21 protein-coding genes are annotated in these 17,848 nt (G+C 76.3%); 3 read left to right on the top strand and 18 right to left on the bottom strand.

Annotated features, from left to right (window positions below):
• The first annotated feature begins 15 nt into the window (after positions 1-15).
• Complete coding sequence (gene yczE / locus D7I43_RS05470) at positions 16-669, top strand: membrane protein YczE (protein ID WP_120327278.1); 654 nt, start codon at positions 16-18, stop codon at positions 667-669.
• Between the two features lie 103 nt (positions 670-772).
• Positions 773-1,234, top strand: coding sequence for a hypothetical protein (locus D7I43_RS05465; protein WP_120327277.1), 462 nt, complete (start codon positions 773-775; stop codon positions 1,232-1,234).
• Between the two features lie 14 nt (positions 1,235-1,248).
• Here D7I43_RS05465 and hisF read toward each other — a convergent pair whose 3' ends face one another.
• The 14 genes from hisF to hisD form a co-directional block, all read right to left on the bottom strand.
• Positions 1,249-2,016: an imidazole glycerol phosphate synthase subunit HisF gene (hisF, locus tag D7I43_RS05460; protein WP_120327276.1), complete on the bottom strand. Its 768-nt coding sequence runs from the start codon at positions 2,014-2,016 to the stop codon at positions 1,249-1,251.
• Between the two features lie 51 nt (positions 2,017-2,067).
• Positions 2,068-3,072 carry an NADP-dependent oxidoreductase gene (locus tag D7I43_RS05455; protein WP_120327275.1) on the bottom strand — a complete coding sequence of 335 codons (1,005 nt, stop codon included), beginning with the start codon at positions 3,070-3,072 and terminating at the stop codon, positions 2,068-2,070.
• Positions 3,072-3,497 (bottom strand): organic hydroperoxide resistance protein, encoded by a 426-nt coding sequence (locus D7I43_RS05450; protein ID WP_120327423.1) that lies wholly within the window; start codon positions 3,495-3,497, stop codon positions 3,072-3,074. The genes D7I43_RS05455 and D7I43_RS05450 overlap by 1 nt, the downstream gene beginning before the upstream one ends.
• Positions 3,498-3,502: 5 nt before the next feature.
• Positions 3,503-3,949, bottom strand: coding sequence for a MarR family winged helix-turn-helix transcriptional regulator (locus tag D7I43_RS05445; protein ID WP_120327274.1), 447 nt, complete (start codon positions 3,947-3,949; stop codon positions 3,503-3,505).
• A 56-nt stretch (positions 3,950-4,005) separates the two neighbouring features.
• Positions 4,006-4,569 (bottom strand): DUF3558 family protein, encoded by a 564-nt coding sequence (locus tag D7I43_RS05440; protein ID WP_120327273.1) that lies wholly within the window; start codon positions 4,567-4,569, stop codon positions 4,006-4,008.
• 95 nt (positions 4,570-4,664) lie between these two features.
• A complete protein-coding gene (locus D7I43_RS05435) occupies positions 4,665-4,943 on the bottom strand; it encodes a hypothetical protein (protein WP_120327272.1) in 279 nt (92 codons plus the stop codon).
• A 93-nt stretch (positions 4,944-5,036) separates the two neighbouring features.
• Complete coding sequence (locus D7I43_RS05430) at positions 5,037-7,778, bottom strand: helix-turn-helix transcriptional regulator (protein WP_120327271.1); 2,742 nt, start codon at positions 7,776-7,778, stop codon at positions 5,037-5,039.
• Positions 7,779-7,912: 134 nt separating this feature from the next.
• Entirely contained in the window at positions 7,913-8,638 is a 726-nt protein-coding gene (gene priA, locus D7I43_RS05425) for a bifunctional 1-(5-phosphoribosyl)-5-((5-phosphoribosylamino)methylideneamino)imidazole-4-carboxamide isomerase/phosphoribosylanthranilate isomerase PriA (RefSeq protein WP_120327270.1), read from the bottom strand.
• Between the two features lie 15 nt (positions 8,639-8,653).
• Positions 8,654-8,977: a hypothetical protein gene (locus tag D7I43_RS05420; protein WP_120327269.1), complete on the bottom strand. Its 324-nt coding sequence runs from the start codon at positions 8,975-8,977 to the stop codon at positions 8,654-8,656.
• 151 nt (positions 8,978-9,128) lie between these two features.
• Positions 9,129-9,755, bottom strand: coding sequence for an imidazole glycerol phosphate synthase subunit HisH (hisH, locus tag D7I43_RS05415; RefSeq protein WP_120327268.1), 627 nt, complete (start codon positions 9,753-9,755; stop codon positions 9,129-9,131).
• Positions 9,752-9,925, bottom strand: a complete 174-nt coding sequence (locus D7I43_RS32995) for a hypothetical protein (protein WP_192902071.1) — start codon at positions 9,923-9,925, stop codon at positions 9,752-9,754. Before D7I43_RS32995 ends, hisH begins: the two co-directional genes overlap by 4 nt.
• A complete protein-coding gene (hisB, locus tag D7I43_RS05410; protein ID WP_120327267.1) occupies positions 9,925-10,536 on the bottom strand; it encodes an imidazoleglycerol-phosphate dehydratase HisB in 612 nt (203 codons plus the stop codon). Before hisB ends, D7I43_RS32995 begins: the two co-directional genes overlap by 1 nt.
• Positions 10,533-11,639 (bottom strand): histidinol-phosphate transaminase, encoded by a 1,107-nt coding sequence (locus D7I43_RS05405; protein WP_120327266.1) that lies wholly within the window; start codon positions 11,637-11,639, stop codon positions 10,533-10,535. The genes hisB and D7I43_RS05405 overlap by 4 nt, the downstream gene beginning before the upstream one ends.
• Positions 11,640-11,670: 31 nt before the next feature.
• Positions 11,671-12,993 (bottom strand): histidinol dehydrogenase, encoded by a 1,323-nt coding sequence (hisD, locus tag D7I43_RS05400; protein ID WP_120327265.1) that lies wholly within the window; start codon positions 12,991-12,993, stop codon positions 11,671-11,673.
• A gap of 107 nt (positions 12,994-13,100) precedes the next feature.
• On the opposite strand from hisD, the gene D7I43_RS05395 reads away from it, so the two are divergent.
• A complete protein-coding gene (locus D7I43_RS05395) occupies positions 13,101-13,805 on the top strand; it encodes an LON peptidase substrate-binding domain-containing protein (RefSeq protein ID WP_120327264.1) in 705 nt (234 codons plus the stop codon).
• On the opposite strand, the gene D7I43_RS34240 is transcribed toward D7I43_RS05395, so the two are convergent.
• The 4 genes from D7I43_RS34240 to lspA form a co-directional block, all read right to left on the bottom strand.
• Entirely contained in the window at positions 13,720-14,652 is a 933-nt protein-coding gene (locus D7I43_RS34240; RefSeq protein ID WP_120327263.1) for a DUF2567 domain-containing protein, read from the bottom strand. The two genes, D7I43_RS05395 and D7I43_RS34240, sit on opposite strands and share 86 nt — an antisense overlap.
• 56 nt (positions 14,653-14,708) lie before the next feature.
• Positions 14,709-16,163, bottom strand: coding sequence for a MinD/ParA family ATP-binding protein (locus tag D7I43_RS05385; RefSeq protein ID WP_120327262.1), 1,455 nt, complete (start codon positions 16,161-16,163; stop codon positions 14,709-14,711).
• Between the two features lie 123 nt (positions 16,164-16,286).
• Entirely contained in the window at positions 16,287-17,231 is a 945-nt protein-coding gene (locus D7I43_RS05380) for an RluA family pseudouridine synthase (RefSeq protein WP_120327261.1), read from the bottom strand.
• On the bottom strand, positions 17,228-17,842 hold the full coding sequence (gene lspA / locus D7I43_RS05375) for a signal peptidase II (protein WP_120327260.1): 615 nt from the start codon (positions 17,840-17,842) through the stop codon (positions 17,228-17,230). Before lspA ends, D7I43_RS05380 begins: the two co-directional genes overlap by 4 nt.
• Between the last annotated feature and the right edge of the window lie 6 nt (positions 17,843-17,848).

Here is a 17,848-nt window from a genome sequence, read left to right as displayed (position 1 = left end):
CCTAGGGTGGCATGCATGGCAGCCATTGGCAATCTCCGGCACCGGCCGGTCCGCAGGCTGACCCAGCTCTACCTGGGCCTGGCCCTCTACGGGATCAGCATGGCCCTGATGATCCGGTCCGGGCTGGGCCTCAACCCGTGGGACGTCTTCCACCAGGGCCTCTCCGAACGCACCGGCCTCTCCTTCGGCACGGTGACCATCGCCGTCGGCGCGGTCGTGCTGCTGCTCTGGATCCCGCTGCGGCAGCGGCCCGGCCTCGGCGCGGTCAGCAACGTGGTGGTCATCGGCCTGGTCGTCGACGCGACGCTGGCGCTGCTGCCCGCCGGCGGTCCGCTCTGGGCCCGGGCCGGGCTGCTGGTCACCGGCATCGTGGCCAACGGCGCGGCCACCGGGCTCTACCTCGGCGCGGATCTCGGCCCCGGCCCGCGCGACGGGCTGATGACCGGGTACGTGGCCCGCCGCCCGCACCGCTCGATCCGGCTCGTCCGCACCGTGATCGAGGTCGGCGTCCTGGCCCTCGGCTGGCTGCTCGGCGGCACGGTCGGCGTCGGCACCGTGGCGTACGCGCTCGCCATCGGCCCACTGGCCCAGCTGTTCGTGCCGATGTTCACCGTCGCACCGCCGGACGTCGCCGGCGGCGGACGGGTGGCGCCCCAGCCGGCCGGCTGACCCCCTCACCCACCGTCCGGGCGCCGCCACGGGCAGCCGACGGCGGCGGTGCGCCGGGGCGGCCGGTGTTTCCTTCCGCGATCCACCCCGGCATCATCACTGCATGGGGGAGAACGGATGGCGCTGGAGCGACGCCTGGATCTTCGTGTCGTTGGTCATCGCGAGCGGCGCCGGGCGGCACCGCCGGTCCCCGTCCAGCCGGCGCCCCGAGGGCGTGCGCCTGGCCGACGTGCTCTCCACCGCCGACCACCTCAACCGGGCCATCCCGCAGCGGCAGGAGGTCGAGGCGGCGGTCCGCCGGTTGGTGGGAGCCGGGCTGGTGAGTGTGAGCGACGGCTGGTTCCGGATCACGGCCGAGGGTGAGCGGCTCTGGCGCAGCCGGCCCAGCGCCCGGATGTCGACAACGGTGGACACCGTGCAGGGCGTGCTGAGCCGGCGGCACACGCCCGGCACCGCCGACTGGACGCTCGACGAGGCCGACCACGCGGCGGCCGTGCAGGAGTACCTGGTCCGCTCGATTCCCAGCCCGCGCCGCTCTCCCGAGGGGCAGTCCGGTCGGGACTGAGGCGGCCGGGGCCGTCAGCGGACGGGGTGGCCCTCGCGGCGCAGGGCGTCCTTGACGTCGGCGACGGTCAGCTCACCGAAGTGGAAGACGCTCGCGGCGAGCACCGCGTCCGCGCCGGCGCCGATGGCCGGCGGGAAGTGCGCCACCTGCCCGGCGCCGCCGCTGGCCACCACCGGCACGTCCACCACCTCGCGGACCGCCCGGATCAGCTCCAGGTCGAACCCGGCCTTGGTGCCGTCGGCGTCCATGGAGTTGACCAGCAGCTCACCGGCGCCCAGCTCGGCGCCGCGGCGCGCCCACTCGACGGCGTCGATGCCGGTGCCCCGCCGGCCGCCGTGGGTGGTCACCTCGAAGCCGCTGGACGTCGTGCCGGCGGGCGCGCGGCGCACGTCCAGCGAGAGCACCAGCACCTGCCGGCCGAACCGGTCGGCGATCTCGGCGATCAGCTCCGGCCGGGCGATCGCCGCCGTGTTGACCCCGACCTTGTCGGCGCCCGCGCGCAGCAACGTGTCCACGTCGGCGACGCTGCGGACGCCGCCCCCGACGGTGAGCGGGATGAATACCGACTCGGCGGTGCGCCGCACCACGTCGAGCATCGTCCCGCGGTCGCTGCTGGACGCGGTGACGTCGAGGAACGTCAGCTCGTCCGCGCCGGCCCGGTCGTACGCCGCGGCCAGCTCCACCGGGTCGCCGGCGTCGCGCAGGTCGAGGAAGTTGACGCCCTTGACCACGCGCCCCGCGTCCACGTCCAGGCAGGGGATCACCCGTACCGCCACCGTCATGCCGCCGAGCCTATCCCGCCGCTCGCGCCACCCGCCCCGCCGAGAGAGGGGTCACAGGCGGACGAGCATCTTGCCGAGGTTCTCGCCGCGGAGCAGGCCGAGGAACGCCGCCGGGGCGTTCTCGATGCCGTCCACCACGGTCTCGTCGTACGACACCCGCCCCTCGCGCAGCCAGCCCGACATCTCCCGGACGAACTCGCCCCGGAGCGCCTCGTGGTCGCCGACGAGGAAACCGCGCAGCGTGAGCCGCTTGCCGATCACGAGCGACAGGTTGCGCGGCGCGGCCGGCGGTGCGGTGTCGTTGTACTGGGCGATCATCCCGCAGACCGCCACCCGGCCGTGCGTGCGCATCGCCGAGAGGGCCGCCTCCAGGTGGTCGCCGCCCACGTTGTCGAAGTAGACGTCGATGCCGTCCGGCGCGGCGGCCTTCAGGGACTCGCGGACCGGGCCGTCGTGGTAGTCGAACGCCGCGTCGAAACCGAGCGCGGCCAACCGCGCCACCTTCGCCGGGGAGCCGGCGCTGCCGATCACGCGGGCGGCGCCCCGCAGCTTGGCGATCTGCCCGACGAGGCTGCCCACCGCACCGGCCGCCGCCGAGACGAAGACCGTCTCGCCCGGCCGCATCCCGGCCACGTCCAGCAACCCGGCGTACGCGGTCAGGCCGGTCATGCCGAGCACGTGCAGGTACGTGGTCACCGGCGCCAGGTCGGGGTCGACGATCCGGGCGGAGCGGGCCTCGACCAGCGCGTACTCCCGCCAGCCCAGCCCGTGCAGCACCACGTCGCCCGGGGCGAACCCGTCGGCCTCGCTGGCCACCACCTCGCCGACCGCTCCCCCGTCGAGCGGCGCGTCGAGCCGGAACGGCGGCGCGTACGACTTCACGTCGTCCATCCGTCCCCGCATGTACGGGTCCACCGACATGTACCGGTTGCGGACCAGGAGCTGCCCCGGGCCGGGCTTGGGCACCTCGGTCTCGACCAGCCGGAAGTTCTCCTCGGTCGGCCAGCCGTGCGGGCGCGACGCCAGGTGGATCTCCCGGTTCACCAGCGCGCCCATCACGCCGCCGTCCGGACGGTCGGCACGACGTCGATGTTGCCGCGGGTGGCGTTGGAGTACGGGCAGACCTGGTGCGCCTGCGCCACCAGCTGCTCGGCGGCGGCCCGCTCGACGGCGGGCAGGTCGACGACGAGCGTGACGGCCAGCGCGTAACCGCCGGCGCCGTTGGGGCCGATCCCGACCTGCGCCTCCACGACCGAGTCGGTCACGTCCGCTCCCGCCCGCCGTGCCACCACCCGCAGCGCCGAGTGGAAGCAGGCGGCGTACCCCGCGGCGAAGAGCTGCTCGGGGTTGGCCGCGCCGCCGTTGCCGCCCATCTCCTTGGGGACCGCCAGGTCGAGGTCCAGCGTGCCGTCGGAGGTCTGGACGTGGCCGTCGCGGCCGTCGCCGGTGGCCCGGGCGGACGCGGTGTAGAGCACCTGCATGGCGGTCACTGCTCCTTCTGTCGGTGGATCGTCTCGGTGACCCGGGTGAGCGTGTCGCGGAGGGCGACGAGGTCCGCCTCGGTGAGCCCGGTGGACACGGCGACACGCGCCGGCACGTCCGCCACGCGGTCCCGCAGGGCCCGGCCGGCGTCGGTCAGCTCCACCTCGACCCGCCGCTCGTCGCGGGTCGAGCGCCGCCGGCGCACGAACCCGGCCTCCTCCAGCCGCTTGAGCAGCGGGGAGAGGGTGCCGGAGTCGAGGCGCAGCTCGGCGCCGATCTCGGAGACGGCGGGGGCGGCGCCGTCGCGCTCCCAGAGCACGAGCAGCACCAGGTACTGCGGGTAGGTGAGCCCCACGGCGTCGAGGAGGGGCCGGTAGACGTCCGTGAGGGCCCGCGACGCCGCGTAGAGCGCGAAGCACACCTGGCGGCGCAACACCAGGTCGTCGGTCACCCGAGAAAGGTAGCGCACAATTGAATTGCGCGCTACTCATCACCGAGGGAGCACGGTCACATGCGTCCGGCCACCGCACGGGCGATCTGCTCCAGGGGCTTCCGGTTCTCCGCCGGGTCGTTGAGCCGCACCAGGCGTACCGACGCCCACCGGCCGGACCGGAGGATGAAGACGGCCTCGTGCGTCGCGTACGCCTCCTCGCCGAGACCGGCCAGCGGGCGCAGCTCGTGGCCGAGGTCGCGCTCGATGTCGAGGAACTTCTTCGCGCCGTCGCCCACGAAGACCTCCACCTGGCCGGTCGGCCCCGTGGGCGGCGCGGTGTAGGTGCACGCCTCGGGCGCCGGCACGGCGTCCTGCAACCGGGTGCCGGCGAGCTTCTCGGCCTCGTCCTTCGTCACCAGCGCGCAGGGGTCCACGGCGGCGGGCGCCGCCGAGGTGGGCGGAGCCTCCTCGGTGGCCGGAGCGTCGTCGGCCGGCGCCTCCTCGGCGGGCGCCTCGACGGCGGCCGGCGGCGGGTCGTCCTGCCCGGACCCGCAGCCGGCCACCGGGCCGGCCAGCAGCGGGAGCAGGCCGGCGAGCAGCAGCGCGGCCCGGCGCGGGTGACGGCGGACGTGTCTCATGGGGACCTCCGAGAGCGGTCGGTCGTGGGTGGGCCGGTGGGAAGGGGCGGTCGGCACGCGGACGGGGCGGCGGTGTCCGGCGTCCCGGTGTCCGGTCACGGTCCGCCTCCCGGTCCCGTCACCGCCGGCGCGTCCGGCGCCGCGATCCACTCGGCCGGTCCCAGCCGGTCGACCCGCCAGCCGGCGGCGGCGGCCACCGCGGCCACCGTCTCCGCGTCGGGCCCCTCCACCAGCGCGAGGACCACGTCGTCCGCCGGGATCCGCAGGGCGCCGCGCAGGCGGGTGGTGCTCGTGGTGAGCCCGCCCACCGGGCTGTCCGCGCACTCCCCCGGAACGCGGTCGTAGCGTTCGAGGACGAAGAGTCGAGTGGACATGCGTCGACGCTAGGGCCGCCGGGCCGTCCGGTAATCGGGTGTTTCCCTATCCTTCGACGGCCGCCGCCGGACCGGCCCCGCGCGTGCCGGCCGCTACCCGTCGGCTCCCGCGCCGCGGGCCATCGCGGCGCCCAGCTCCGCGCGGCTGGTCACACCGAGCTTCCGGTAGACCCGGGCCAGGTTGGCCTCGACCGTCTTCGGGCTGATGAAGAGGGTGTCGGCGATGACCCGGTTGGTCCGGCCCGCCGCGGCGAGACGCGCCACCTCCAGCTCCGTGCCGGTGAGCTGGCGGGGCGCCGCACGCCCGCCCGTGCGCTCCGCCTCGGCGCGGGCCCGGGCGGCCAACGCCGCCGCCCCGAGCGCCTCGAACTCGCCGGCCGCGGCGGTCAGCGCGTCCCGCGCCTCGCGTCGCCGCCGCACCCGCCGGTACGCCAGACCGGCCACGAGCAGGCACCGGGCCCGGTCCAGGGGAAGCACGTCGGCCGGCACCGCGGCCCGAGCGGCGTCCAGCTCGGCCAGGGCCTCGGACGGGTCCCGGCCGAGGGCGCCGGCGAGCAGCACCCGGCTGCGGGCCAGGGCCAACGTCGTCCACGGCCGCGGCAACCGCCGGTGCCGCGCCGCCAGCCGCTCCAGCACGGCCTCGGCCGTGGTCAGGTCACCGGCCCCGACGCAGGCCTCCAGCCAGTCCGGTTCGGTGCGCTGGGCGATCGGCTCGACCAGCCCCAGCTCGTCCATGGCCGCCGCCAGCACGCCGTAGTGGCGCGCCGCCTCCGGCATCCGACCGGCCATCAGCGCCGCGTAGCCGGCGAGCTGGGTGTGGATGCGCAGCCGCCACGCGTCGTCCAGTTCGGCCGCCCGGCGCAGGCCGTCCTCGGCGATCCGGGTCGCCTCCGCCAGCCGCCCCCGGTGCGCGAACAGCAGCCCCTCCAGCCAGTCCACGCCGGCCGAGTCGGCCCCGTACTGCTCACCCAGCTCGCGGGCGGCGGCCAGGTGCGCGGCGGCGTCCGCCCAGCGTCCCGCGAGCAGCTCGGTCTCCCCGAGATGGCACAGCAGCTCGTGCTGGAACGGCTCGTCGCCGCGGACGACCGCCCGGTCGAGCATGCGGTGCAGCCGCTCGCGCGCCCGGCCGTGCTCGTCGAACGACTTCCACAGGATCGCCGGAACGGTGCCGGCCAGCCACGACGGCTCCTCACCCTCCAGGGCGAGCGCCCGCTCCAGCAGCTCGGCCCGAACCGGCAGCCCGGCCCGGACCTCGTGGTAGAGCAGGAGAAGCAGCGCCCCGGCGAGCACCGGCCCGTCCTCCGGGCTCCCCGCGAGCAGCACGACCGCCCGCTCGGCGTGCCACCGGCCCGGGTCCGGCGCGTCCCGGAACATGCTCAGGTGGGCGTGGATCCGCCCGGCCAGCGCCGACCCGGCCGGCGCGGCGGCCAGCGCGCGTTCGGCAGTCGCCACGATCGTCTCCGCCGCCTCGTCGGCACTCCAGCCGACGACGGCCCGTAGCAGCAGCGCCTCGACGCGCGCCGGACCGGTCAGCTGCTCGGCCACCCGCTCGGCGGCGGCCCGCGCGGCCGGGTAGTCGCCGCTGTCGTACCGGCACTGCGCGGCGGCCAGCCGCCACCGCGCGTACTCCCCGGCGGCCTCGGGTGGTGCGAGACGCGCCGCCGTCTCGTACAGCCCGGCCGCGATCTCGGGGGCGCCGAGGGCCCGCTGCCGGGCCGCCGCCGCGGCGATCTCGGCGGCCGCCGCGGCGTCCGGCGCGTCCACGCAGCGGGCCAGCTGCCGGGCCCGCTCGTCCGGGTCGCGCGCGGTGTCGGCGAGGAGCCGGTGCAGCCGGCGGCGCACCCCGGGCGGCACGTCGCCGCGGACCGCGGCCGCGTACACCGGGTGCGCGAACGTCACCTCCTCGCCGGTGACCGCCACCAGACCGGCCTCCTCCGCGGCGTCGAGATCCTCCGGAGCGACACCGGCACGGGCCAGCCCGGACAGGGTCGGTCCGCCGGAGAGCGCGGCGAGCCGGATGGCCTGGCGGGTCGCCGGCGGCAGGGCGGCCAGCCGCTCGGCGACCAGGTGCCGCAGCGACGGGGCGGCCGGCAGGTCGGCTCCGGGCGCCGGAAGCTGCGGGAGCCGCAGCACCGCCCGGGCCAGCTCGATGGCGAGCAGCGGGTTGCCGCCGGAGTCCTCGGCGATGCGGACCAGCAACGGGCGGGGCAGCGTCGCGCCGGTCTCCGCCCGCAGCACGTGGTGCAGCGCCCCCACGCCGAGCGGGCCGAGCGGCACCCGCTCCAGCAGCGCGCCCGTGGCGCCCTGGTCGAGGCCGAGCGGCGTCTCGCGCGGCCGGTCGGACCGGGCCGTCACCAGCACGGCGACCCGCGGCACCACGCGACGCAGCGCGAACCGCAGCGCCCGCTCGCTGGGCGGGTCCAGCCACGGTGCGTCGTCCACGGCCACCAGCACCCGGGGCGTGTCGGCGACGGCCGCCTCCAGCACCGCGCGGGTCGCCGCCCCGACGGCCCGTTCGTCGACCGGCCCGGTCACCTCGCCGGTGAGCAGCACCCCGCCCAGCGCCGCGCGCTGCGGCGGCGAGAGCTGCGCCGCCCGGTCGGCCAGCGGCGCGAGCACGTCGGCGAGCGCCGCGAACGGCAGCGACTGCTCGATCTCCGTGGGGGCGCAGGCCAGCACCAGCCAGCCGTCCCGGGCGGCGGCGTCCAGCAGCGTCCGGTGCACGGCCGTCTTGCCGATGCCGGCCGGCCCCTCCAGGAGCACCGGACGGCCCTCGTCCAGGCAGCACCGCGCCCGGTCCACCAGCGTGTCCCGACCGACGACCGCCACGCCCACGGGGTCAGTCTCGCAAGCACCGGCCGCGCCGGTCGAGAACCGTACGGCGGGTCGGCGCGCGCCGTACGGTCAGCCGCGCTCGGCGCGCCACCTCCGCCCGCGGGTGGGTCGTGTCGGCTTCCGTTCGGACGGCGTCAGGCCCGGGCGAGGGTCTCGAGCGCCTCGGCGACGGTGAACGCGCCCGCGTAGAGCGCCTTGCCGGCGATCACGCCCTCCACCCCGAGCGGCTCCAGCGCGGCCAGCGCCCGCAGGTCGTCCAGGGTGGACACCCCGCCGGAGGCGATGACCGGCGCCTCGGTACGGGCGCACACCTCGCGCAGCAGGTCCAGGTTCGGCCCGCGCATGGTGCCGTCCTTCGTGATGTCGGTGACCACGTACCGGGCGGCGCCCGCCTTGTCGAGCCGCTCCAGCACCTCGAACAGGTCACCGCCCTCCCGGGTCCAGCCGCGGGCGGCCAGGGTACGGCCGCGCACGTCCAGCCCGATGGCGACCCGGTCGCCGTACTCGCCGACGATCCGGTCGCACCACACCGGGTCCTCCAGCGCGGCGGTGCCGATGTTCACGCGGGCCGCCCCCGTGCCGAGCGCGGCGAGCAGGGACTCGTCGTCCCGGATGCCGCCGGAGAGCTCGACGTTGACGTCGAGCTGCCGCACCACCTCGGCGAGCAGGTGCGCGTTGGTGCCGCGACCGAACGCGGCGTCGAGGTCGACGAGGTGGATCCACTCCGCGCCGTCCCGCTGCCAGGTCAGCGCCGCCTCCAGCGGGTCGCCGTAGCTGGTCTCGCTGCCGGCGGCGCCCTGCACGAGCCGGACGGCCCGTCCGTCGGCGACGTCCACGGCGGGTAACAGGGTGAGGCTCAACGTCTTCTCCTCGCGTCAGGTGCGGCGGTCCAGGGCGATCACCACGATCGCCGGCAGTACGAGCAGCAGGAGCACGACCAGCGCGATCCGCAGCGCCAGGTCGTCCACCAGCGACCAGATCAGGATCAGTGCCGCCACGGTGAGCAGCACGATGGCGGCCCGTTCGGTACGCGTGTGCCGGGCCAGCCGGCCGGTGCCGCGCCGGCGCCAGCGGGGCGTGAGACGGCGTACCAGCAGGCGGCGGCGTTCCCGGCGGGCCACCCGGCGGCGGCGCGCGGCACGTTCCCGGGCCAGCTCGGCCTCGCGCGCCGCCCGGCGGCGGGCCCGTTCCTTGCTCACGCGGCCGCCTCGCGGCCGGCGGCCGCCTCGCGGCCGGCGCCGGCACGCCGGGCGGTCCGTGCCGCCGTCGCCGACCGGTCCCGCCCACCGCGCCCGGTGGCCCACGCCCTCCGGCCGCCCGCCCCGGGGGCGACCGGCGTCCCCGCCGCGGTCACAGTGCGGCCAGCCAGTTGCGCAGCAACCGGGCGCCGGTGTCGGCCGACTTCTCGGGGTGGAACTGGGCGGCCGAGAGCGGGCCCCGCTCGACGGCGGCCACGAAGTCCGCGCCGTGGTGGGCGGTGGTGACCGTGGCGCCGGCGGCGGCCAGCGCCTCCGGGTCGGTGACCGCGTACGAGTGGACGAAGTAGAACCGGCTCGTGTCGGGCAGGCCGGCGAAGAGGACCGACGAGGACGGCGCCTGGACCGTGTTCCATCCCATGTGGGGCAGCCGCGTCGCGGGGAGACGGGTGACGCCTCCCGGCAGCAGACCCAGCCCCTTGGTGACGACGCCGTGCTCCTCTCCGTGCGCGAAGAGCACCTGCATGCCCACGCAGATGCCGAGCACGGGGCGGCCGGCGGCCACCCGGTCGGCGATCACGGGGCCCGCCCCGAGGGCCTCGATCCCGGCCATGCACGCGGCGAACGCGCCGACGCCGGGCACCACGAGGCCGTCCGCCGAGGCGGCGGCCCTCAGGTCGTCGGTGACCCGCACGTCGGCGCCGGCGGCGGCGAGGGCCCGCTCGGCGGACCGCAGGTTGCCCGACCCGTAGTCGAGCACCACCACGTCGGGGCGGCTCATGACCCCGCCTCCGGGATCAGCCAGAGCACCCCGCCGACGGTGGCGAGGACCGCCAGCAGGGCGGTGACCAGCACCGCGCCGCGCGGCGCACCCTGCCGGTGCAGGGACAGCACACCGCCCACGAGCACGCCGGCGAGCACCAGCAGCAGGACCGGCAGCACCGCACCCATCACAGCGCTCCCTTCGTGCTGGGCACGGCGCCCGCGGCCCGCGGGTCGATGGCCGTGGCCTCGCGCAGCGCCCGGGCGACCGCCTTGAACTGCGCCTCCACGACGTGGTGGGCGTCGGGGTGACCCCCGGGGCGGGCCGCCCGCAGCACGTCCACGTGCAGGGTGATCCGGGCCGCCTGGCCGAAGGACTCCCAGATGTGCCGGGTCATGCTGGTCGGGTAGACCGGCCCGATGTACGGCGCGAGCGGCGGCTCGTCGTGCAGCACGTACGGCCGGCCGGAGAGGTCCACCGCGGCCCGGACCAGCACCTCGTCCATCGGCACGGTGGCCGAGCCGTACCGCCGGATGCCGGCCTTCTCCCCCAGCGCGCGGTCGAACGCGGCGCCCAGGGCGAGCGCCGTGTCCTCCATCGTGTGGTGGGCGTCGATCTCCAGGTCGCCGACGGTCTGCACGGTCAGGTCGAAGCCGCCGTGGCGGGCGATCTGGTGCAGCATGTGGTCGTAGAAGCCGACGCCGGTGCTGATGTCGGCGGCGCCGGTGCCGTCGAGGTCGATCTCGACGAGGACCTTGGTCTCCTTGGTGGTCCGCTCGACCCGTGCGGTGCGGCTCATTGCTCGCCTCTCGATCGCGGGGCTTGCGTGCCCGTCAGCTTGTCCATGGCGGTGAGGAAGGCGTCGGTCTCGGCGGGGGTGCCGGCGGTGACGCGCAGCCAGCCGGGCAGGCCGACGTCGCGGACCAGCACACCGGCGTCGAGCAGGGTGCGCCAGGCCGCGGACTGGTCGCCGCCGACCTCGAAGAGCACGAAGTTGGCGTCGCTGTCGGCGACGCGCAGCCCGCGAGCGCGCAGCTCGGCGACGATCCGGTCGCGCTGCTCCTTGATGGCCGCGACGGTGCCGAGCAGGGCGTCCCGGTGCGCCAGCGCCGCGCGGGCGGCCGCCTGGGTGAGCGCCGACAGGTGGTACGGCAACCGGACGAGCTGCACGGCCTGCACCACCGCCGGGTCGGCGGCGAGGTAGCCCAGCCGCCCGCCGGCGAACCCGAACGCCTTGCTCATCGTGCGGGTCACCACGAGCCGGGGGTGGCCGGGCAGCACCGCGAGGGCGCTCACCGTGCCGGTCCGGGCGAACTCGGCGTACGCCTCGTCGACCACGACCATCCCCGGCGCCACGTCGAGCACGGCCGTGACCACGGCCGGGTCCAGCGCGGTGCCCGTGGGGTTGTTCGGCGAGCAGAGGAACACCACGTCGGGCCGGTGCTCGCGGACCTGGGCCACCGCCTCCTCGGCCGTCAGCCCGAAGTCGGCGCCGCGCCGGCCGGGCACCCACCGGGTGCCGGTGCCGAGCGCCAGCAGCGGATGCATCGAGTACGCCGGGACGAACCCGAGCGCGCTGCGCCCCGGGCCGCCGAACGCCTGGAGCAGCTGCTGCTGGACCTCGTTGGAGCCGTTGGCCGCCCACACCTGGTCCACGGTGAGCCCGTGGCCGAGGTAGCCGGCCAGGTCGGCGCGGAGCGCCACGGCGTCCCGGTCCGGGTAGCGGTTGAGGTCACGCAGCTCGGCGGCGAGGGCCTTGCCGATCGCCTCGACCACCGGCTCCGGCACCGGGTAGGAGTTCTCGTTGGTGTTGAGCCGCACCGGCACGTCCAGCTGCGGGGCGCCGTACGGCGTCCGGCCGCGCAGGTCGTCGCGGATCGGCAGGTCGTCGAGGGTGGTCATGCCGCCACCTCCGGCCGGCGTGCGCGTCCGGTCACGACGACGCCCCCGGGAAGCGCGCGCGGACCGCCTGGCCGTGCGCGGGCAGGTCCTCCACCCCGGCGAGGGTCACCACGTGGGGCGCCACCTCGCGCAGCGCGTCCTGCGTGTACTCCACCAGGTGGATGCCGCGCAGGAAGGTCTGCACCGACAGCCCGGAGGAGTGCCGGGCGCAGCCACCGGTGGGGAGCACGTGGTTGGAGCCGGCGCAGTAGTCGCCGAGCGACACCGGCGACCAGGCGCCCACGAAGACCGCGCCCGCGTTGCGGACCCGCAGCGCCCACTCGCGGGCGTCCCGGGTCTGGATCTCCAGGTGCTCGGCGGCGTACGCGTCGACGACCCGCAGCCCCGCCTCCAGGTCGTCCACCAGCACCACGCCGCTCTGCTCGCCGGTCAGGGCGGTGGTGACCCGCTCGGCGTGCTTCGTGGCGGGCACCTGCCGGGCCAGTTCCCGCTCGACCGCCTCGACCAGCGCCACCGAGGGGGTGACCAGCACGCTCGCCGCGAGCGGGTCGTGCTCGGCCTGGCTGATCAGGTCGGCCGCGACGTGCGCCGGGTCGGCGGTGTCGTCGGCCAGGATGGCGATCTCGGTCGGGCCGGCCTCGGCGTCGATGCCGACGACGCCGCGCAGCAGCCGCTTGGCGGCCGTGACCCAGATGTTGCCCGGTCCGGTGATCATGTCGACGGGGTCGCAGTGGTCCGTGCCCTCGGCGTCCACGGCGGCGCCGTACGCGAGCATGGCCACCGCCTGGGCGCCGCCCACGGCGTAGACCTCGTCCACGCCGAGCAGCGCGCACGCGGCGAGCACCCGCGGGTCGGGCAGGCCGCCGTTGTCCTTCTGCGGCGGGCTGACCACCACGAGCGAGCGGACGCCGGCCGCCTGGGCCGGCACGACGTTCATCACCACGGTCGACGGGTACATCGCCAGGCCGCCGGGGACGTAGAGACCGACCCGGTCGACCGGCACCCAGCGCTCGGTGACGGTGCCGCCCGGCACCACCTGAGTGGTGTGGTCGCTGCGCCGCTGGTCGGCGTGCACCCGCCGGGCCCGGCGGATCGACTCCGACAGCGCCGCGCGGACCTCCGGATCGAGGGTGCCCTCCGCCGCGGCGATCGCCTCGGCCGGCACGCGCAGCACCTCGGGGGACACGCCGTCGAACCGCTCGCTCGCCTCCCGGATCGCCGGGTAGCCATGCTCCCGCACCGCCTCCACGAGGGGGCGGATCCGCTCGACGGCCACCGACACGTCGAGCTGGGCACGGGGCAGCAGGCGGCGCGGGTCACGGACGCCACCGCGCAGGTCGATCCGGTTCAACACCCTTGCGAGTCTAGGCGGCCGGCCGGCGGGCCGGCCCGCGCCGCCCGCACGGCGGGACGGTGAGCCGGGACACGCCACGGTCGGCGGAGCGGACTAGGCTCGACGGCGTGACTGCGCGGTTGCCGGTGTTCCCGCTCGGAACGGTGCTCTTCCCCGGTCTGGTGCTGCCGCTGCACATCTTCGAGGAGCGCTACCGCGCCCTGGTCCGGCACCTGGTGGCGTTGCCCGAGGACGCCCCGCGCGAGTTCGGCGTGGTGGCCATCCAGGCGGGCTGGGAGGTGGCGCCCACCGGGCCCGGCGGCCGGCCGCTGCCCGGCGGCGGGGACGTGACCCTGCACGAGGTGGGCTGCACCGCGGAGCTGCGCCAGGTCACCGAACTGGCCGACGGCGGCTTCGACATCGTCACGGTCGGCCGGCGCCGGTTCCGCATCGCGGAGGTGGACCGGCGCTCGGCCCCCTACCTCACGGCGGAGGTCGAGTGGCTGCCCGAGCCGGGCGGCACGGACGAGACCGCCGAGCTGCTCGCCGCCCGGGTGATCTCCGTGTTCCGGCAGTACCTCGGGCTGATCCGGCCCGACCCGCAGGACATCACCGAACAGCTGCCCGAGGATCCGACCGTGCTGTCGCACCTGGTCGCCGCCACGGCGGCGCTCACGGTCGACGACCGGCAGCGGCTGCTCGCCATCGACGACACGGCGGCCCGGCTCCGGGCCGAGCTGCGGCTGCTCAACCGCGAGGCGGCTCTCCTGCGCCAGGTGCGGGCGGTTCCGGTGCCGCTGGCGGAGCTGGCGTCGCCACCGACGCCCAACTGAGACCGGGCGCGTCGGGCACCGGCTCGGGGCGCAGCGACGGCCAGCGGGACCAGCCCGCCAGCAGGGTGTACGTCACGGCGGCGCCGAACGCCGGCAGCAGCAGGTTGCCGTGCGGCACCGGCACCACGCCGAGGAGCCAGTCGATCCCGCCCGCGCGCAGGTCGGCCGGCTTCGTGAAGGCCTGCCCCTCCGGGGCGGTGGCGAGCAGCCGGTCGAACGTCCCCAGCCCGACCCGGCGGCCCACCTGCCAGGCCACCACGGCCGCCGCGAACGCCCCGAGCACAGCGGTGCCCAGCCCGACCGGGCCACGCCGCCGGCGCAGCAGGAACCAGACGGCGAGCGCGGCCAGCACACCGAAGCCGAGTCCCAGCAGGCTGAACCAGCCGTCCGCCGCGATCGGCTGCTCCGGTTGCGGCTCGGCGTAGACGGCGCCGGCGGCCGCCTTCACGACCGGGGTGTCCGGTGCGACGGCCGCCCAGAGCAGCCCGAGCGGCACGCCGAGCGCGGCCAGCGCCGCACCGGCGCCCACGGCGCCTCTCCAGGCCCGCCGCCGGTCGGCGCCGTCGACCAGGGGGTGAACGGGGCCGGGTGCCGGGTGCGCGGCCGGCGGGCCGTCGCCGGCCACGGGACCGGAGCCCGGGGCGTCACCGGCGGTCGGGGCGAGGCTGGCGTCGCCGGCGTGGGGGCCGGGGTCCTGGGCGGGGCCGGGGCCGGCCGACCCGCTGGTCCGGGCGGGGCCGGCGCCAGCGGCGGGCGACGCCGGTCCGGTGGCGTGTGCCGGCGGGGCGGTGCGGTCGGCCTCGCCGGAGCGGACGGGCCGGGCGGGGTCGGGGGTGTCCGGGCTCACCGGATGATCCTCTCAGGCCGACGGAGGAACGGGAGCGCCGGAGGCGGCACACCCCCTCACCGGGCGAACGGCTCCAGCATGACGGCGGCGGCACGCAACCAGGCCTGCCGTGTCTCCGGCTGGAGCTGGTGGTACTCGATCGAGGACCCGGTCTCCAGCGCCGGGTCGTACGGCACCACGGCCACGGCCCGGGTACGGCTCGCGAAGTGCCGCTCCAGGTCGTCCTGCAACGCCGACCGGCCGGGGGTGGGGCACGAGATCAGGGTGACCGCGTTCTCCGCCAGCTCACCCATGCCCACCTCGTGCAGCAGGTCGAGCATCCAGTCCGCGCTGAACGCGGCGTCCTCGCGCGGGACGGTGGTGACGACCAGCTGGTCGGCGGCCTGCATCACGGTGCGCCAGTTCGCGCTCTCCACGTTGTTGCCGGTGTCCACGCAGATCACCTCGTGGGTACGCCGCAGCAGCTCCAGCACCCGGCGGACGGTGAACTGGTCGAGCCGGTGGGCGAAGCGGGGGCTCTCCTCGCCGGCCAGCACGTCGTACGACCCGTCGGAGGCGTGCCGCAGGTAGTCGTCGAGGCGTTCGAGCAGCCGGCCGCCCTCGAGGATCTCGATCTGGGCGAGGTCGGTGATCAGGTGACGGATCGTCCGGGCGTGCCGGGCGCTGCCGGCGCGCAGCCCCAGCGTGCCGCGCAGCTCGTTGTCGTCCCACGCGACCACGCCCCGCCCGCGGATGCTGCCGACGGTCGCCGCGGCGAGCACCGTCGCCGTGGTCTTGTGCACCCCGCCCTTGGGGTTGGCGAAGGCGAACACGCGCGGGCCGCCGAGTTCGCGGCGCAGCACGGAGGCGGCCCGCTCCAGTTCCGGGTCCGGCGGCGGCGGACGCCACTCGACGCGGGCCGGGTAGCCCCGGTCCGGGGCGACCGGTGGCGGCGCGACCGGTGGTGGTGGCGCGACCGGCGGCGGCGCGACCGGTGGTGGGGCCATCGGTGGGCCGGCGGCCACGGGCGGCGCCGCGTAGCCGGCCTCGGGTCGGTAGCCGTTGTCCAGCAGCGCGTAGCGGGACTCCACCGGAGGCGGCTCGTGCCGGTAGCCGTTGTCGAGCAGCGCGTACCGCGAGGCGGGCGGCTCCGGCGGCTCGGGCCGCCGCTGCTCCGGCACGCGGTACGCCGGCTCACCCGGATAGCCGGGGTCGGTCCGGTACGCCGGGTCGACCCGGTAGGTGGCCTCCGCCCGGTATCCGGGATCGGGCCCGTACGGCGGCTCGCCGGGCGGGTGCACGGCCGCGGCCCGGCCCGCGTACCCGTTGGGCGCCGCGCGGCGCGGCAGCGGCTCGGGCGGGAGCGGCCCCGGCGGGGACAGCGGACGGGCCGGTGGCAGCGGCTCCTCGACGCGCCGGTCCGTCTCGGGCTGCTCGGCGCCCCGGCCGGCGTGGCGGGCACGGTCGAGCAGCGCCCGCCACCGCGGCGCCGGTTCGGCCGGCCGGCCCCAGCCGGTCTCGCTGCCCTCCACGGCTCGCCCTCCCCAGCGCGATCGATGTCCGCCTGACAGGCTACGGAGGAAACCCTATTCGGACCACACCACCCCGCGCACACCTCCCCGACCCGGAGCGCCACCGGCGGGCCGGCGGCCGGTTCAGTCGCGCAGGATCCGCAGGGCGCGTTCCAGGTCGTCCGGATAATCGCTGACGAAGCGGACCTCGTCACCGGTCCGGGGGTGCAGGAAGCTCAGCTCGCGGGCGTGCAGCCACTGCCGGTCCAGCCCGAGCCGGGCGGCCAGGGTCGGGTCCGCGCCGTAGGTGAGATCGCCCACGCACGGGTGACGCAACGTGGAGAAGTGCACCCGGATCTGATGGGTCCGCCCCGTCTCGAGGCGGACGTCGAGCAGGCTCGCGGCCGGGAACGCCTCGAGCGTGTCGTAGTGGGTGACGCTCGGCTTGCCGCCGGAGACCACCGCCCACCGGTAGTCGTGGGTGGGATGCCGGTCGATGGGGGCGTCGATGGTCCCCCGCAGCGGGTCCAGGTGGCCCTGCACCACGGCGTGGTAACGCTTCTCCACCTCGCGGTACTTGAACGCCCGCTTCAACGCCGTGTACGCCTGCTCGCTCTTCGCCACCACCATGACGCCGGTGGTGCCCACGTCGAGCCGGTGCACCACGCCCTGCCGCTCCGCGGCCCCGCTCGTGGAGATGCGGTGGCCGATGGCGGCCAGCGCGCCGATGACGGTCGGGCCGGTCCAGCCGGGGCTGGGGTGGGCCGCCACCCCCACCGGCTTGTCCACCACCACGATGTCGTCGTCGGCGTAGATGACGCGCAATCCGGGCACCGCCTGCGGGACCACGGTCGGCGGGGCGGCGGGCGCCGGCAGGGTCACCTCGAGCCACGACCCGGCCTTGACCCGGTGGGAGTTGGGGCGTACGGCGCCGTCGACCAGCGCGTCCCCGGCGTCGACCAGGGCCGCGGCGGCGGTGCGGGAGAGACCGAAGAGGCGGGACACCGCCTGGTCGAGCCGCATGCCGTCGAGGCCGTCGGGCACCGGCAGGGACCGGTGGTCCCCGCCCGTCGCGAACGCCGAGGTCACGTCCGCTCCCGCTGCTCGACGGGCACGGTCGCGGGGTCGTCGACCGGGCGGCCGTCGCGGCCCAGCCGCGACCCGTCGCGCTGGCGGCCGGTGAGTTCCAGCACGACGGCGAGCACCACGCCGCAGACCAGCGAGCTGTCGGCGAGGTTGAACACCGGGAAGTACTCGCCGAACGGGCCGAAGACGCTGATCATGTCGACCACGTGACCGACGAAGTGGCCGGGGGCCCGGAAGATGCGGTCCATCAGGTTGCCGAGCGCCCCGCCGAGCACGAGGCCGAGCGAGATCGCCCAGGGGATCGAGCGCAGCCGCAGCGTCATCCAGACGATCCACCCGATCACCGCCGTGGTGACCAGCGGGAAGACCCAGGTGTGGTCGGAGCCGATGCTCCACGCGGCCCCGCTGTTGCGGACCAGGTTCAGGTAGATGAGGCCGCCGAGCAGCCGCACCGGCTCGCGGTCGGTGAGGGCCGCGAGGGCAAGGTGCTTGGTGACCAGATCGATCAGGAGGGCGACCAGCGCGGTGCCGGCCAGGATCGCGACGGCCCTCGGTCGCGCTCGGCGGACGGCCGGCTCAGCGCTGCCGGATCCGGCGGGCGGTGCTGCGCTCATCTGCTC

The organism is Micromonospora globbae, assembly GCF_003610785.1.
GTDB classification, from domain to species: Bacteria; Actinomycetota; Actinomycetes; order Mycobacteriales; family Micromonosporaceae; genus Micromonospora; species Micromonospora globbae.
Note: the sequence above shows the minus strand (reverse complement) of the source record. Positions and strands in the feature narration are given on the sequence as shown.